This window comes from Bacillus sp. EU55 (assembly GCF_038005925.1).
Classification (GTDB): domain Bacteria; phylum Bacillota; class Bacilli; order Bacillales; family Bacillaceae; genus Bacillus; species Bacillus velezensis.
In genome coordinates this window covers 1,721,180-1,736,464 of the sequence record NZ_JBBOUE010000001.1, presented here as the reverse complement: position 1 = coordinate 1,736,464, position 15,285 = coordinate 1,721,180, and the positions used below count along the sequence as shown (strand labels likewise).

Here is a 15,285-nt window from a genome sequence, read left to right as displayed (position 1 = left end):
CTAAACTAAGGATACGATTTTCTGTGCGCCGTCTGCCATTGATTCCGCAGATGTGATGTTTAAGCCTGATTCATTCAGGATTTTCTTTCCTAAATCTACGTTTGTCCCTTCAAGGCGCACGACCAGCGGCAATGTCAATCCGACTTGTCTCGTCGCTTCAACAACGCCCTCGGCGATGACATCACACTTCATGATGCCTCCGAAAATATTAACGAAAATTCCTTTTACGTTTTGATCGGAAAGAATGATTTTAAAAGCTTCCGTAACTTTTTCTGCGGTTGCGCCGCCCCCGACATCAAGGAAGTTTGCAGGTTCTCCGCCGTAGTGTTTAATGATATCCATTGTAGACATTGCAAGACCCGCGCCGTTTACCATGCAGCCGATATTTCCATCAAGGGAAATGTAGCTTAAATCGTATTTTGACGCTTCGATTTCTTTCGGATCTTCTTCATCTAAATCTCTGTATTCCATAATGTCTTTTTGTCTGTATAACGCATTGCTGTCGAAGTTCAGCTTAGCATCCAGCGCCATGACGTTTCCGTCCCCCGTAACGACGAGAGGGTTGATCTCGGCGATGGAGCAGTCCTTCTCAACAAATGCTTTGTATAAACCGAGCATAAATTTAGCGGCTTTGCCGACAAGCTCTTTCGGGATGTTAATTGCGAATGCAATTTCCCTTGCCTGATAGCCCTGAAGGCCGACAGCCGGATCAATTACCGCTTTTTTAATTTTTTCAGGTGTTTTTTCCGCTACTTCTTCAATCTCCGTTCCGCCTTCTTCAGACGCCATTAAAACGATTCTTGAAGTAGCGCGGTCAAGTACAAGCCCGACATAGTATTCCTTTTTAATATCGCAGCCTTCTTCAATAAGTAAGCGTTTTATTACTTGTCCGTCCGGACCCGTTTGATGTGTGACGAGCGTCTTGCCTAACAGTTCTTCGGCATACTCTTTCACTTCATCTTTTGTTTTTGCAATCTTTACCCCACCAGCTTTGCCGCGGCCGCCAGCATGGATTTGCGCCTTTACGACATAAACCGAGCTTGACAGGCTCTCTGCTTTTTCAACTGCTTCCTCTGCTGTAAAAGCCACTTTACCTTCAGGAACAGACACCCCGTATTTTCTGAGGACTTCTTTTCCCTGGTACTCATGGATATTCATTTCCCATCCTCCTAACTTATGTAGCAAAACTAAAAATAGACTGCGCTTTCATTCTATATAATACTGGAAGAATTGTCTAGGGTTCAAAACAAAATCTTTATATCCTTCCAAACATTCTAACTTTTATTTTATTGAAAATATAAATTTAAACGGAGTCCGGGAAATGAATGGTCCTTATTTTTCGTTTTTCAGGGTTTCGTCCAGTCTGTAAACAAATGAAAAAATTTCGGCAACGGTTTCATAAAGCGCCTCCGGTACCTGATCGTCAACCGTCAAATGGCGCATTAATTCGACAAGGGTCCTGTCTTCCTGAATGGGGACCCCAGCCTTCTCAGCTTCTTTTATAATATTTTCCGCCACGTGCCCCCTGCCTGTTGCGACAACCTTCGGGACTTGGTCTTTCTGCCGGTCGTAATGCAGGGCGACAGCTCTTCTTAACGGCGTTTGCTCTTTCATATTTTCACATCCACTTTTCTTCCGCCGTCTTTTTCTATAAACTCTTCCACAAGAGCGCTCTGGTCTTTCGGGCGCCGTTTTTTAGCCGTGACGCCTGACAGGCTGAAGCCCGTTTCTTTTACGGCTTCTTTTAAAGCCGGTACGAGAGGGTCGATGGCCGCCTGAAGCTCAAAATCAGTCTCAACCGTAATGGTCATTACATTTTGCTGAATGATGCAGTCCACGACGGTTTCTTGCAGTGTTTCAAGATGCAGCAAAAACAGGAGCCTGCAATGTGACGGATCGAGTTTTCCGTCCGGCTTCTTCCGTCCTTTAAAGAGAACTGTGATGTCATTCTCATACGCGGACGCTCCCAGCGGAAATGACAGCACCATCTGCGTAAAAGAAGGGTTATGCTGCTCAATAAACAGCTGGCCGTTTAATTTATGAATAAGCGGTTCCGCCTCTTGTTTAACGGATTGGGGCGCTTCTTGAAGCGTCCGGACGGCTTGGAGGGCTGTTTTCAGCGCTTGTTTCTCCGGCTGCGGAGACACGCCTTTTTCAAGCGCTGTAATGAATGATAATTCATCACGCGTGCCCAGTCCTTTTTTGATTTTCTGCAAAAGGCTTAATACATCATGTTTTTCCGCATATTTCAATTCGGTGAGCTGAACGGCTTTTTCGAAAACAGCCGCCTCCTGTTCTGTCAAATGTGCGTTTTGAAGAACAGGTGCTGTTTTAAATGTTTTTTCTTGAGAAATGAAAGCCTTAATGATCTCCGCCGTTACTTTTACGGGACGGTTTTCAGTTTTTTCTGCCGAGGTCATTAATTTCTCTATAATCTGTTTTGCCGTTTTTTCAGGCAGTTCCGTATCTGTCCGTGCACTCGGAGGAGAAGATTGGCTTGAGACTGCCTTTCCGTTTTCACAAGTCTCTCGGACAAATGGTGATTGTTTTGATTCCGTCCGTTCTCCTTCATCCATCAGCCCGGTTTCTGAGGTCGGCATGCGTGCAGCCTCGGCAAGCTTCTTCAAGAGACGTTCTGCATGTAGATCCGTTTCCGCGTTTAACACGTCAGAAACCGCCTCTTTGAGCACAGACAGCTCTTTTGCCGATTGCGGAGCCTGATTGATTGCCTGAAGCAGTCCTGAGAGGAGGCGACGGGTCGGAACCGGATATTTAACGGCATGAATGGCTGACAAGACTTCCGGATGTGCGGGCAGTTCCCGTTTCAGCGCAAATACGATTGTTTCCGCCGCTTTTTTCAATTCGGCAGTCGGAAGAGATTCAGCCCAGCGGATGCAAGCTTTGAGGCTGTTTTCCGTCATCGGCAGCTTCTGCTGCATAAACGTTTCGGCAATCTGCAGAGACACAGGGCCTGGTTTGACAGAAAGAGCGTTTAACAGTCTTCCCGCCGCTTCCTGAACGGTTTTCGGGCTTCCTTCGAATTGGTCAATGACATGAAGCCGGCCCGTTTTTTCCGCCGGCTGTTTGTCATAAGAAAACCAGTAATACGCCTGCGGACGAAGGGCGGTTTCAAGTTTTCCCTGCATCGTCCGGCCGCCGATTTGGATAAGGGCGCTTTGATCGTCCAGCAAACGGAGAACCTTCCCTAACAGCAGCCTTTGAGCGCCGCTGTCTTTACCGCCGTCTTGCCGATCCGGAGGGATTTCCGCCGTCAGCTGTCTGAAAGCCGCTTGGATTTCGCCGCTTATGTTCATGTCTTAAGCCTCTTTTCTAACAATAAGATTGAACGGGAGCGAACGTTTTTCGGTGAATAGTTGTCGGTCCGTATGCCTGAAGAGCTTCAAGATGTTCTTTCGTTCCGTAGCCTTTATTTTTTTCAAAGCCATACATGGGGTAGGTTTTGGCGTACTCAGCCATGAGACGGTCCCGCGTTACTTTTGCGATACAGGCTCCGGCGGCAATTGACACGCTTTTGGCATCCCCTTTTATGACTGATGACTGCGGAATGTCAAGCGGAAGGGTCATGGCATCAACAAGCAGATAATCAGGTGTTTCCGTTAAAGCATTGACGGCTTTTACCATCGCCAGTCTCGCGGCCTCATAAATGTTGATCCGGTCAATGACGTCCGCATGGACAATGCCGACTCCTACAGCCGCCGCTTCTTCCGTGATCCGGCTGTAATACTCCTCGAGCTTCTTTTCCGACAATTTCTTCGAGTCCGTGAGACCGAGAATCTCGCATTCTGCCGGCAAAATGACGGCGCCGGCGACAACCGGTCCGGCAAGCGGCCCTCTTCCGGCTTCGTCAACACCCGCAATCAGGCGGAAACCCTTTTTGGATGACAGTCTTTCGTATGCCATCATGTTCAGCCATTGCTCTTTAAGAGCTTTTTCCTTCGCGTGCTTTTTCAGCCATTGCTCTAAAAGCGTCTGTACGCTTTTTCTCGGGTCTTTCTCACATTGGGCAAGGAAGGGGTCGCTTTCGTCCCTGACCTCTTGCAGGCGTTCTTTTACGCTTTTTACGGTTAATGTATTCACGTTCTCTTCTCCCTTACATTATGTATATCGGTGTTCTGCGGAAAAAATAAAGACCCGCATCGCTGCGCGTCTTTATTCTGATGGCGTTTCAAATGAAAGCCTGCCGAATTTTTCCGTCCGGATGTCCCGAATGATGACTTCCGTTGTTTTATCATAGTCAACCATTCCGCCGCCCATCAAACAGCCGCGTTTTTCACCGATCGCGTCGAAAAGAGCGGCGATATCCTCAGGGATTTCCTGAAGTCCGTAGCGCTCCTTCAAGCGGTCGGGATAATGCTCTTCCAGAAAGCGCAGCCCGAAGACGGCCACATCCTGCAGGTTGATAATCGTATCTTTAATCGCCCCGGTGATCGCCAGGCGCAAGCCGACAAGCTCATCTTCAAATTTAGGCCATAAAATTCCCGGTGTATCGAGCAGCTCTAATTCCTTGCCTACCTTTACCCACTGCTGTGAAGTGGTAATGCCGGGCCTGTCTCCCGTCTTGGCAATGTTTTTCTTGGCCAGCCGGTTAATGAGCGTAGATTTGCCGACATTCGGAATGCCGATGATTAATGCGCGGATTGCTCTTGGCCTAATGCCTTTTGCTTTCATTTTATCGAACTTATCTTTCAGCAGCTCTTTCGAGGACGGCACGATTTGATGCAGTCCCTGCCCGTTAACGGAGTTTATTGAAAGAGAGGGAATGCCCTGTTCCTGAAAGTGGTCCTTCCACTGGGCAGTCACAGCCGCATCCGCCTTATCGGCTTTATTTAAAAGCATAATGCGCGGCTTATTTTTCAAAATCTCCTCAATCATCGGATTTCTCGATGACATCGGGATTCTCGCATCCACCAATTCGTATACGATATCAATTAATTTCAGTTTTTCTGTTACTTCCCGTCTCGCTTTAGCCATATGGCCCGGGAACCATTGAATGGTCATGTGACTTCGACACCTGCCTTATTTACCGGAACCGGATGTTCCGATGATCTCTTATGTATTTTACGTTGCTTGTTCTGCTTTTACAAATTTCATATAAAAAAAGAGCCTGTTACGGGTAACAAGCTCTTTTCGTTCGTTATCATTATCGTCTGATTTCTTTAATACGAGCCGCTTTTCCGCGAAGTTCACGCAGGTAGTAAAGCTTAGCGCGACGTACTTTACCGTAACGTACAACTTCGATTTTCGCGATTTTTGGTGTGTGTACAGGGAATGTACGTTCAACGCCAACACCGTAAGAAATCTTACGAACTGTGAACGTTTCGCTGATTCCACCACCACGACGCTTGATCACAACACCTTCGAAGATCTGGATACGCTCACGGTTACCCTCAACAACTTTTACGTGTACACGTAAAGTGTCACCAGGACGGAACGCAGGAAGATCAGTGCGAAGCTGTTCTTTTGTGATATCTTGAATTAGTTTTTGCATCGTTTTCAACTCCTTCCAACAGATGCTCTTGGCCACAACTGCAAGGCACAGCGGAACATCGTTTTCAAGCTTCTGAAGGATAAGCCTCCTTAAGCCACAAGTAGTATCTTATCATATCTTCATCGCCTGCGCAATAGAATCTATTCGTTTTCCCACTCGGAAATCCATTTTCTTTGCTCATCAGTGAGAGGATAGTTTTCAAGAAGATCCGGACGTCTTAAAAAGGTTCTTCTGATTGATTCTTTATTGCGCCATTCTTGTATTTTGGCATGGTTGCCCGACAGAAGGGTCTCAGGCACTTTTAAGCCTCTATAATCTGCAGGCCTCGTATAGTGCGGATGCTCTAAAAGCCCCGTGCTGAAGGAATCCTCCACGTGGGATGCTTCTTTTCCGAGAACGCCCGGCAAAAGCCTGACAACGCTGTCGGCGATCATCATGGCAGGGAGCTCTCCCCCGGTCAGCACAAAATCCCCGATGGAGATTTCATCAGTGACAAGATGTTCCCGGATCCGTTCATCATACCCTTCATAATGTCCGCAAATAAACATGAGATGTTCCTCTTCCGCCAGCTCCTCGGCTTTCTTCTGCGTATAACGCTCACCTTGCGGGCAGACGAGAATAATGCGCGGCTTGGCGTCCGTACCGGCTGTCAGCTTTTCAACCGCATCAAATACGGGCTGCGGCTTTAACACCATCCCGGCTCCCCCGCCGTACGGGTAATCATCAACCGTTTGGTGTTTATTATCCGAAAAAGCCCGGAAATTGATGACGTCAAAACGGACAGCCTCTTTTTCCTGTGCTTTTTGCAGAATGGATGAGCCGAGCACCCCTTGAAACATTTCGGGAAACAGTGTTAAAAAGTCGATTTTCATTCGTCTATTAACCCTTCCATTACATGAATCTTAATTTTTTTCTCATTTATATTAATATCCTTTATCACAGAAGCAATATACGGAATGAGCGCATCTTTTTTGCCTTTTCTTTGAACCACCCATACGTCATTAGCCCCGGGCGTCAAAATTTCCTTCACTGTGCCGATCAGTTCTCCGTCTTCTGACACAACCTCGCAGCCGATGATTTCATGAAAATAAAATTCATCTTCTTCAAGCTCTCCCAAGTCTTCTTCAGGGACTTTGATCACCATGTTTCTTAGGTGTTCGACTTCATTGAGACTCGGCATTTCTTTGAATTGCAGCAGGTGAAACTGCTTGTGAAGCCTGTGGGCGCTGACCGTTACTTTGATTGGCTCCGCAGCCCCTTCCGCAAACAAATAAAGCGTATTGCCGGGCTTGTACCGTTCTTCGGCAAAGTCCGTTTTAGAAATGACCCGCACTTCGCCTTTAATGCCGTGGGTATTTACAATTTTGCCTACATTAAACCATCTGTTTGTCATATTATCACCTCGGGCGGATTTCAATTACTACCCCGTCTTTTATGACGATGGTATTTGCCGCTGTTTTTTCATGCCAGTTATCACCGACGTTGATTGAAAGCAGCGCATCGATCTCCTTTTCCTTCACTTCGCTTCCAAGCGGGAGCGACTCTGTCTGGCTTATTTGGAAATCGATCATTTTGATTTTGTCTTGTCTTTTTTCAATGGCTTTTTTAAAAGATTCCGCTACATCGGGATTCTGCTGATCTTTTTCATGTTTTCTAAGCTGAAAATAGAGCTGGCTGCATTCTCGTTCAAGCGTTTGCTTTTTTTCTGCAAAAGAGGCCAAAAGCTTTTCCTTGCTTTGCTCGGTCAGAACCTGCATAACGGTTACCCTGTGAATAATCTGCATAGGACCAGACTCCCCACTCTTCCAACATATTTCTGTTCATTTGCCTTTTTTACGTGTAAAAAAAGGGGAGGTGCCGGCCCTCTCCCTTTTTCAGTCAAATATTTCAAATTGAACTTTCTTAGAAGACTGTGCGCCAGCTGCAAAAACGACGGTTCGAATCGCTCTTGCAGTCCGGCCTTGCTTTCCGATAATCTTACCAGTATCTGACTTATTGACAGATAAGCGCAGCGCAATCTTTTGATCAGTCTCTTCCTTTGTGACCGTTATGTCTTCCGGATGGTCGACAAGCGGAGCCACAATGCTGACAATCAAATCTTCCAAGTTCTGATCAGTCATTACTTGCCTTGTTTAGCGTTGTGGAATTTTTCCATAATTCCTTGGCTTGAGAACAAGTTGCGGACTGTGTCAGAAGGTTTAGCTCCTGTTTGAAGCCATTTAAGAGCAAGCTCTTCGTTGATTTTCACTTCAGCCGGCTTTGCAACCGGGTTGTATGTGCCGACTGTTTCGATGAAACGGCCGTCACGCGGTGAACGAGAATCTGCTACAACAATACGATAGAAAGGAGATTTTTTTGCTCCCATACGTTTTAAACGAATTTTTACTGCCATTTTACTAGCACCTCCGAAAATATTTCAACAAGATAGTATATTAACAATGATAAAAGTGTTTGTAAAGTGTTTTTTCTTAACAACGGTTTTATCATGTATAACCGATTACATAAAAGGTAATTTAAAGCCTTTTTTCTTCCCTTTTGTCATGTTGGTCATCTGCTTCATCATTTTTTTCATTTCCTCAAACTGCTTTAAAAGACGGTTGACTTCCTGAACGGATGTTCCGCTTCCTTTGGCAATCCGCTTCCGCCGGCTGGCGTTAATGATATCCGGCTGTTCTTTTTCAAGAACAGTCATTGATTTAATGATCGCTTCCACATGATTCAGCTGTTTTTCATCGACTTGGATGTTTTTTAAGCCTTTCATTTTGCCTGCGCCGGGCATCATTTGCAGCAGTTCGTCAAGAGGCCCCATGTTTCGGACCTGGCCGAGCTGCTCCAGAAAATCATCCAATGTGAAGCTCATCGTTCTCATTTTCTGCTCAAGCTCTTTGGCTTTGTCTTCATCAACGGTCGCCTGAGCTTTTTCAATCAGCGTCAGCACGTCACCCATTCCGAGAATCCGGGATGCCATCCGTTCAGGATGGAACGCTTCAAGAGCATCGAGCTTTTCTCCCATTCCGGCGAATTTAATCGGCGTTTCGGTGACCGCGCGGATAGAAAGCGCCGCACCTCCGCGGGTATCCCCGTCAAGCTTTGTTAAAATGACACCCGTTAAACCGAGCTGGTCATTAAAGCTTTTGGCGACGTTTACCGCATCCTGACCGGTCATTGAGTCGACGACAAGGAAAATTTCCTCAGGATTTGCGACTTCCTTTACGCCGGAGAGCTCATCCATCAGTTCATGATCGATGTGCAGCCGTCCGGCGGTATCTAAAATCACATAATCATGATGCTCTTCCTTCGCTTTTTCAATCGCCTGTCTGGCAATTTCCACCGGGCTGACCTGATCGCCAAGCGAAAAGACCGGCATATCAAGCTGTTTCCCCAGGGTTTCCAGCTGTTTAATCGCGGCGGGGCGGTAAATATCCGCAGCCACGAGCAGCGGTTTGCGATTATGTTTTTTGCGCAGCAGGTTGGCAAGCTTCCCCGTGGTTGTCGTTTTACCGGCACCTTGGAGCCCGACCATCATAATAACGGTCGGCGGGCGTTTGGCGACGGCAATTTTGCTTTCTTCGCCGCCCATCAGCTCGGTAAGCTCTTCTTTTACGACTTTAATAACCTGCTGACCGGGTGTCAGACTCTGCATAACGTCCTGTCCGACAGCCCGTTCACTTACTTTTTTCACAAAATCCTTTACTACTTTAAAGTTAACGTCAGCCTCAAGAAGCGCAAGACGAACTTCACGCATCATCTCTTTTACGTCTTGTTCGCTGACTTTTCCTTTTCCGCGGATTTTTGAAATCGTCTTTTGCAGTCGGTCGGCTAATCCTTCAAATGCCATTGTTTGCCGCCTCCTAATCTAATTTCTCAAGCGCTTCAATCAGAGCCGTCATTTTTTCCTCTTCCTGCAACCCGGAAGCAAGCTCTTTCAGCTTTGTAAACATTTCTTTACGCTCCTGAAACTTTTTAAAAAGGAGCAGTTTTTCTTCATATTGTTCAAGCATCGCTTCAGTCCGTTTGATGTTATCGTAAACGGCTTGCCTTGAAACGTCATACTCTTCGGCTATTTCACCAAGGGAGAAATCGTCCAGATAATAAAGCGACATATAGCTCTTTTGTTTTGACGTCAGCAACGACTGATAGAAGTCAAATAAATAGTTCATTCTCGTCGTTTTTTCGAGCGACATTTGAGCTCTCCCCTTTGTTAAGTCAAATCCCTTTACAAAAACTTAGTTTACATGGTTTCAGAGCGTGTGTCAAGTTTTTATCTTGTCAAAGCATGATGCTCTTTTTACATCATAAGTTTTTTCAAAAAAATTCATATAGACCGTCGTTAAAATACTCGAATTCTTGTTTTGATACACGGTAGCGGCAATAGCCTTCGTAAAAAGCATTGAGGCATGCTTCATTTGTGACAAAATGACTGATCGCTAATGATTCATCATATCGCGGATCTCCCGCCGATATTCCCGCAGCATCGATAAACAGATAGACCTCTCCGTCTTTCACCAGCACATTATCAGTCGTGCAGTCACCGTGAATCATTGTCTGCTGAACAGGAACAGGCCTGTACCTGTCCAATTCCTTCAAAAGCTCTGCACTTCCTTCAGCCTGCCCTTTTTTGACATATTCCCCGGCTCGTTTGATTTGCAGATCGAGCCAGTCTGTTTCCGGCTGTAAACCAGAGACCATGTCGGTTTCATGCAGCCGTTGCAGAAACCGGCCGAAACTTTTGATCAGCTTTTTCTTTTCAGTATCCCCTTTTGCTTTTCTTAAAGCCGAAGTCAGGGTGATTCCATCCTCAAATGACATGATGATATGGCTGGCATGCTGTTCCTGTATCATCCCATAATAAACAGGAACAGGCAGACGACGAGTTTCCGTCAGTTTTTGTAAAACGAAGGCTTCTCTCATTAACCATTCCCGATACTTCTGTTGAAAAGAACTTTTCAGCAGAAATGCGTCTTGGCCGGTCACTATTTTTCGAACGGTTGAAGTGCCTCCCTGTTCATCCAACAGCGACATATGGTTTATTGCGCCGATCTTACTTTCCAATTCAGCTTTCAGCCATTTGTCCAACAATTTCCCCCTCCATTCCGATCTATCAATGCGTATAAAAAAACGAGTATAAAACCGTCCATTTTATACTCGTTTTTTATTCATTAATCCTCGGCTTTTTCAACTAAATCAGAAAAGAGACCGTATACGTAAGATTCTGCATCAAACCGCTGGAGGTCGTCAACCTTTTCTCCGAGGCCGACCAGTTTCACGGGGATGTGAAGCTCATTGCGGATTGCCAGGACGATACCGCCTTTTGCGGTGCCGTCAAGCTTCGTTAACGCGATACCCGTCACATTCGTCGCTTTGGAGAATTCTTTCGCCTGCGCCATCGCATTCTGGCCTGTCGTCGCGTCAAGCGCAAGGAGAACCTCATGCGGAGCCTCAGGCACTTCGCGTTCGATGACGCGTTTGACTTTTTCAAGCTCTTTCATTAAGTTTACTTTATTCTGAAGACGGCCGGCCGTATCACAAATCAGCACATCCGCTCCTCTTGCTTTAGCCGCGTGTACGGCATCATAAATAACCGCCGCAGGGTCGCTTCCGGCAGCCTGCTTAATGACAGGCACGCCTGTACGCTCCCCCCATACTTCAAGCTGTTCAATCGCCCCGGCTCTGAAAGTGTCTCCGGCAGCGAGCACAACGGATTTGCCTTCATTCTTCAGCTTATGGGCAAGTTTTCCGATCGTTGTCGTTTTTCCGACGCCGTTTACCCCGACAAGCAGAATAACGTTCAGGCGCCCGTCCTGAATATTTAATTCAGAAATCTGTTCGTCGCCGCTGTTATAAATGTCGACAAGCTTTTCAGAAATGACGGACTGCACTTCCTGAGGATCCTGGATGTTTTTCAGCTTCACTTCTTTTTTGAGCTCATCAATCAGCTCCATAACGGTTGTAAAACCTACGTCAGCGCCAATCAGCACTTCCTCAAGCTCCTCGAAGAAATCCTCGTCGACTTTCCGGTAGCGGGAGACGAGTTCGTTCACTTTATTTGAGAAGGAATTTCTTGTTTTTTCAAGACCATCTTTAAATTTTTCAGAGACGGAGTCTGTCTGTTTCGTGATTTTCTCTTTTAATTTTTTAAAAAAGCTCATCTTTCAACCTCTTTCCTCGTTACTGAACGAATTCTTTTGTTTCTTCCAGTTTGACCGAAACCATTCGGGAAACGCCGGATTCCTGCATCGTAACACCGTAGAGGACATCCGCTTCTTCCATGGTGCCTTTTCTGTGGGTGATGACGATAAACTGGCTGTCGCCGCTGTATTTTTTTAAATATTGCGCAAACCTGAATACATTGGCTTCATCAAGCGCAGCTTCCACTTCATCAAGGACGCAGAACGGCACGGGCCTTACTTTCAGAATGGAGAATAAAAGGGCAATGGCAGTCAGCGCCCGTTCTCCCCCTGACAAAAGATTTAAGTTTTGCAGTTTTTTGCCCGGAGGCTGCGCGATAATGTCCACCCCGGAATTAAGAAGATCATTCGGATCAGTCAGCTTCAGTTCAGCCCGTCCTCCTCCGAATAAAGAACGGAACACGTCGTTGAATTGAGAACGGATCTGGATAAACGTTTCATGGAATCGCTTCGTCATTTCAGAATCCATTTCTTCAATGACTTGAAACAGTGTATTTTTCGCTTCCGTCAGGTCATTTTTCTGCTCTGTTAAAAACTGATACCGTTCGTTTACTCTTTCAAATTCATCGATGCTGCCGAGATTGACCGTTCCGAGCTCTTCAATTGAAAGCTTGATCAGTTTGACCCGTTTTCTCGCCTCTTCAGGCTCGAGTTCGAGCTGATATTGTTCTTTTGCTCCTTCAAAGGATAAGCTGTATTCCTCGCGTAAATACTGCAAGAGATTATCAAGCTCAACTTCCATCCGGCCGAGTTTTACCTCTTCATCTTTCAGAATTTCTGTTTTTTGCTTGTAGAGACGCTTCATCTCTTTCAGTTCAAGCTCGTTCGTATCAAGAGCCCGCTGGAGCTTCACACGCTGGTCGCGCCGGCTGGCGATCAATTCGATCGTTCTCGTTTTATCGTGAAGCTTGTGATGGGCTGCTTCTTCAAGCTGCTCCTCACCGCTTGTGCTGGACGTCATCTCTGAGGTCAGGAGGCTTAAATCTTCCCGTGTTTCTTTCAGAGCGAGCTGTGTTTCTTCAAGCTCTTTTTTCAGCCTTTTGAGGTTGTCTTCCTCACTCGAGCACGCCTGTTCTTTTTTCGCAGCGGCCACTTTACATTCCGTCAGTTCATGAGAGAGCGTTTCTTTTGTTGAGGATAGGGTCTGCTTTTGTTTTGTCAGCCTTTCCATCTCTTCCTCAAGCTCTTTCAGCTGGCCGGATGCCTCACTCAGCTGTTCTTCCAGAGCTGATTTGCGCGTCTCTTTTTCCCGGCTGCTTTCCGTCAGTGATGCTTTCTCCTGATCGTAAAGCTCCAGATGGGTATTGATGTTCTTTTCAGCGACTTCGAGTTCATACAGCCTGCCTTTTACATCCTGCTGCTTTGTTCTGAAAGCTTCACCGTCTTCACGGAGACCGCTCAGCGTATGTTCAAGCTCTTGAATGGCCTGCTTCAGCGTTTTGACCTCTTTTTCGAGCAGAGCTGTTTTTTCTTCCATTTCGGCAAGCCGCGCAGTCACCGTCTCAAGCTCACGGCTTCTGCCGAGCAGAGAATTGTTTTTCTTTTTGACCGCGCCGCCTGTCATTGATCCGCCTGGATTGACGACATCGCCCTCAAGCGTCACGATGCGGTAGCGGTGCCCGAGAAGCTTGGCCAGTTCATTCGCACCTTTTAAATCTTCAGTGATCAGCACTGTGCCGAGAAGGTTTTGAATGACATTCCGATACGCGGCATCATATGTGACAAGCCCGCTCGCTGTGCCGAGAAAAGACGGATGCTTCTGAGCCGTCTGTTCATCACGGGTTTGGAGCTGGCGCGGTTTCATAACCGTAAGCGGCAGGAACGTCGCGCGGCCGAATGAATTCTGTTTTAAATATTGAATCGCTTTCCGCGCCGCCTGCTCGTCGTCTGTGACAACGTGCTGCGCCGCTGCGCCGAGTGCAATCTCGATCGCCGTTTCATACTTTTGTTCGGTGGCAATCAGTTCGAGAACGGCGCCGCGGATGCCGCCGAGCTTCTCTTTCTGCTTCAGCACTTCTTTTACGCCTTGGTAAAATCCTGAAAAATCGCCTTGCATCGTTTCAAGCATATCTTTTTTGGATCTGGCCTGCTGGACGAATTGATATGCCTGATACAGCGCAGATTCTTTCTTTTCATATTGGCGTTTTTTCTGTTCATATGCTGTCTGGACTTCGCGAAAGCGGACGACCTGATTGTGAATATCCTCTTTAACGGCGGCCAATTCTTCTTCGCACGCCGCTTTGCGGACTGCAATATCGTTACGTTCTTCAAGATATTTTTCATTGTTTGCGGTCAGTCTCGCCTGCTGGACCGCAGATTGGGACATCTGGTCATCTAAAAGCTGCAGCTCGTTGCGAATCGACGCCTGGCTGTTTAACAATTCAAAGTAATCGCTTTTTAATTGTTCGATTTTCTCATCTACATTTTCATTATGCAGACTGAGAGCCTGCTGCTTTTCTTTCACCTGGGCGTTTAACCGCTTCACTTCCGCACGAAGTTTATCATAGACGGCAGACTGTTTTTCAATGTCCGCTTTCAGTTCGGCTTCTTTGTTCGTGTAATGTGTAACGGATTCCTCAAGCTGTTCCCGGTTTTGCGCGGCGTTTTTTTTGCGCTCTTTCAGCACTTCTTTCCGGCCTTCCAGCTTTTCCAGCTCTTCACTTGTCACGAGCAGAACCTGCTGCAGTTCGTTGACGGATTCATCAAGCGCGTGGATTTTATCTCTCGTCTCTTCTATCATCGCTTCTTTTGCGGACAGAGCCGATGATTCCGCCAATTCTTCTTCTTTTGCCGCCTGCACCTTTTCTTTTAAACCCGACCATCTGCCATGCAGTTCTTCGATGTCAAAGGCGGTAAGGGCGATTTCGACATGTTCAAGCTCTTTCTTTTTTTCTAAGTAGTCTTTGGCGATTGAAGCCTGGATTTTCAGCGGTTCGACCTGATCTTCAAGCTCGTGGAGAATATCTTCCACCCTGTTTAAGTTATCCTGCGTCTCAAACAGTTTGTTTTCCGCTTTTTTCTTTCTTGTTTTATATTTCAGCACGCCGGCCGCTTCTTCAAAAATACTGCGGCGGTCTTCCGCTTTGCTGCTGAGAATCTCTTCGACTTTCCCCTGGCTGATAATAGAGAATGCTTCTTTCCCGAGCCCGGAGTCCATAAATAAGTCAATGATATCTTTCAGGCGGCACTGCTGATTGTTGATGAGAAATTCACTTTCTCCGGAACGGTACACCCGTCTCGTCACGCTGACTTCGTGGTAATCGATCGGGAGAAAATGATCTTCATTATCAAGCGTTAACGTGACTTCGGCAAGGTTCAGCCGCTTGCGCGAATCACTTCCCGCAAAAATGATATCTTCCATTTTTCCGCCCCGAAGCGAGCGGGCTGATTGTTCGCCGAGCACCCAGCGGATGGCTTCGGTAATGTTGCTCTTTCCGCTGCCGTTCGGACCGACAACGGCCGTGACGCCTTTTACAAAGTCAACGGATATCCGTTCTGCAAATGATTTAAATCCTATAACGTCTAAACGTTTGAGGAACATCCCAGATCCTCCTTATCGTATAAGTATCTCAATATTATCATAATCAC

General features: G+C 46.6%; 16 protein-coding genes. All 16 read right to left on the bottom strand.

Annotated features, from left to right (window positions below):
• The gene (gene sucC / locus NYE50_RS08970) at window positions 1-1,158 is read right to left on the bottom strand and encodes an ADP-forming succinate--CoA ligase subunit beta (RefSeq protein ID WP_003154283.1); all 1,158 of its coding nucleotides are present in this window, start codon (window positions 1,156-1,158) and stop codon (window positions 1-3) included.
• Between the two features lie 174 nt (window positions 1,159-1,332).
• The gene (locus NYE50_RS08965) at window positions 1,333-1,614 is read right to left on the bottom strand and encodes a FlhB-like flagellar biosynthesis protein (RefSeq protein WP_061861456.1); all 282 of its coding nucleotides are present in this window, start codon (window positions 1,612-1,614) and stop codon (window positions 1,333-1,335) included.
• The gene (locus NYE50_RS08960) at window positions 1,611-3,314 is read right to left on the bottom strand and encodes a glycosyl transferase (RefSeq protein WP_340764123.1); all 1,704 of its coding nucleotides are present in this window, start codon (window positions 3,312-3,314) and stop codon (window positions 1,611-1,613) included. Before NYE50_RS08960 ends, NYE50_RS08965 begins: the two co-directional genes overlap by 4 nt.
• A gap of 16 nt (window positions 3,315-3,330) precedes the next feature.
• Window positions 3,331-4,098: a ribonuclease HII gene (locus NYE50_RS08955; protein ID WP_224988034.1), complete on the bottom strand. Its 768-nt coding sequence runs from the start codon at window positions 4,096-4,098 to the stop codon at window positions 3,331-3,333.
• Between the two features lie 72 nt (window positions 4,099-4,170).
• A complete protein-coding gene (gene ylqF / locus NYE50_RS08950; protein WP_007611396.1) occupies window positions 4,171-5,019 on the bottom strand; it encodes a ribosome biogenesis GTPase YlqF in 849 nt (282 codons plus the stop codon).
• A gap of 142 nt (window positions 5,020-5,161) precedes the next feature.
• Window positions 5,162-5,509 carry a 50S ribosomal protein L19 gene (gene rplS, locus NYE50_RS08945; protein WP_003154288.1) on the bottom strand — a complete coding sequence of 116 codons (348 nt, stop codon included), beginning with the start codon at window positions 5,507-5,509 and terminating at the stop codon, window positions 5,162-5,164.
• 140 nt (window positions 5,510-5,649) lie between these two features.
• Window positions 5,650-6,381 (bottom strand): tRNA (guanosine(37)-N1)-methyltransferase TrmD, encoded by a 732-nt coding sequence (trmD, locus tag NYE50_RS08940; RefSeq protein WP_022553353.1) that lies wholly within the window; start codon window positions 6,379-6,381, stop codon window positions 5,650-5,652.
• The gene (gene rimM / locus NYE50_RS08935; protein WP_159354157.1) at window positions 6,378-6,902 is read right to left on the bottom strand and encodes a ribosome maturation factor RimM; all 525 of its coding nucleotides are present in this window, start codon (window positions 6,900-6,902) and stop codon (window positions 6,378-6,380) included. Before rimM ends, trmD begins: the two co-directional genes overlap by 4 nt.
• Window positions 6,903-6,906: 4 nt before the next feature.
• Window positions 6,907-7,293: a YlqD family protein gene (locus NYE50_RS08930; RefSeq protein WP_003154291.1), complete on the bottom strand. Its 387-nt coding sequence runs from the start codon at window positions 7,291-7,293 to the stop codon at window positions 6,907-6,909.
• Window positions 7,294-7,383: 90 nt separating this feature from the next.
• The gene (locus NYE50_RS08925; protein WP_007611392.1) at window positions 7,384-7,629 is read right to left on the bottom strand and encodes a KH domain-containing protein; all 246 of its coding nucleotides are present in this window, start codon (window positions 7,627-7,629) and stop codon (window positions 7,384-7,386) included.
• Window positions 7,629-7,901 (bottom strand): 30S ribosomal protein S16, encoded by a 273-nt coding sequence (gene rpsP, locus NYE50_RS08920; RefSeq protein ID WP_003154296.1) that lies wholly within the window; start codon window positions 7,899-7,901, stop codon window positions 7,629-7,631. The genes NYE50_RS08925 and rpsP overlap by 1 nt, the downstream gene beginning before the upstream one ends.
• A gap of 105 nt (window positions 7,902-8,006) precedes the next feature.
• On the bottom strand, window positions 8,007-9,347 hold the full coding sequence (gene ffh, locus NYE50_RS08915) for a signal recognition particle protein (RefSeq protein WP_007409763.1): 1,341 nt from the start codon (window positions 9,345-9,347) through the stop codon (window positions 8,007-8,009).
• 13 nt (window positions 9,348-9,360) lie between these two features.
• Window positions 9,361-9,693: a putative DNA-binding protein gene (locus NYE50_RS08910; protein ID WP_003154299.1), complete on the bottom strand. Its 333-nt coding sequence runs from the start codon at window positions 9,691-9,693 to the stop codon at window positions 9,361-9,363.
• Between the two features lie 121 nt (window positions 9,694-9,814).
• On the bottom strand, window positions 9,815-10,585 hold the full coding sequence (locus tag NYE50_RS08905) for a phosphotransferase family protein (RefSeq protein WP_072176998.1): 771 nt from the start codon (window positions 10,583-10,585) through the stop codon (window positions 9,815-9,817).
• Window positions 10,586-10,668: 83 nt separating this feature from the next.
• Window positions 10,669-11,658, bottom strand: coding sequence for a signal recognition particle-docking protein FtsY (gene ftsY / locus NYE50_RS08900; RefSeq protein WP_003154301.1), 990 nt, complete (start codon window positions 11,656-11,658; stop codon window positions 10,669-10,671).
• A gap of 19 nt (window positions 11,659-11,677) precedes the next feature.
• Complete coding sequence (smc, locus tag NYE50_RS08895; RefSeq protein ID WP_159354156.1) at window positions 11,678-15,238, bottom strand: chromosome segregation protein SMC; 3,561 nt, start codon at window positions 15,236-15,238, stop codon at window positions 11,678-11,680.
• Window positions 15,239-15,285 lie beyond the last annotated feature (47 nt).

Coding starts and splice junctions, on each gene's coding strand:
- sucC (WP_003154283.1), bottom strand. CDS start 1,158: ATGAATATCCATGAGTACCAGGGAAAAGAAGTCCTCAGAAAATACGGG.
- NYE50_RS08965 (WP_061861456.1), bottom strand. CDS start 1,614: ATGAAAGAGCAAACGCCGTTAAGAAGAGCTGTCGCCCTGCATTACGAC.
- NYE50_RS08960 (WP_340764123.1), bottom strand. CDS start 3,314: ATGAACATAAGCGGCGAAATCCAAGCGGCTTTCAGACAGCTGACGGCG.
- ylqF (WP_007611396.1), bottom strand. CDS start 5,019: ATGACCATTCAATGGTTCCCGGGCCATATGGCTAAAGCGAGACGGGAA.
- rplS (WP_003154288.1), bottom strand. CDS start 5,509: ATGCAAAAACTAATTCAAGATATCACAAAAGAACAGCTTCGCACTGAT.
- trmD (WP_022553353.1), bottom strand. CDS start 6,381: ATGAAAATCGACTTTTTAACACTGTTTCCCGAAATGTTTCAAGGGGTG.
- rimM (WP_159354157.1), bottom strand. CDS start 6,902: ATGACAAACAGATGGTTTAATGTAGGCAAAATTGTAAATACCCACGGC.
- NYE50_RS08930 (WP_003154291.1), bottom strand. CDS start 7,293: ATGCAGATTATTCACAGGGTAACCGTTATGCAGGTTCTGACCGAGCAA.
- NYE50_RS08925 (WP_007611392.1), bottom strand. CDS start 7,629: ATGACTGATCAGAACTTGGAAGATTTGATTGTCAGCATTGTGGCTCCG.
- rpsP (WP_003154296.1), bottom strand. CDS start 7,901: ATGGCAGTAAAAATTCGTTTAAAACGTATGGGAGCAAAAAAATCTCCT.
- ffh (WP_007409763.1), bottom strand. CDS start 9,347: ATGGCATTTGAAGGATTAGCCGACCGACTGCAAAAGACGATTTCAAAA.
- NYE50_RS08910 (WP_003154299.1), bottom strand. CDS start 9,693: ATGTCGCTCGAAAAAACGACGAGAATGAACTATTTATTTGACTTCTAT.
- ftsY (WP_003154301.1), bottom strand. CDS start 11,658: ATGAGCTTTTTTAAAAAATTAAAAGAGAAAATCACGAAACAGACAGAC.
- smc (WP_159354156.1), bottom strand. CDS start 15,238: ATGTTCCTCAAACGTTTAGACGTTATAGGATTTAAATCATTTGCAGAA.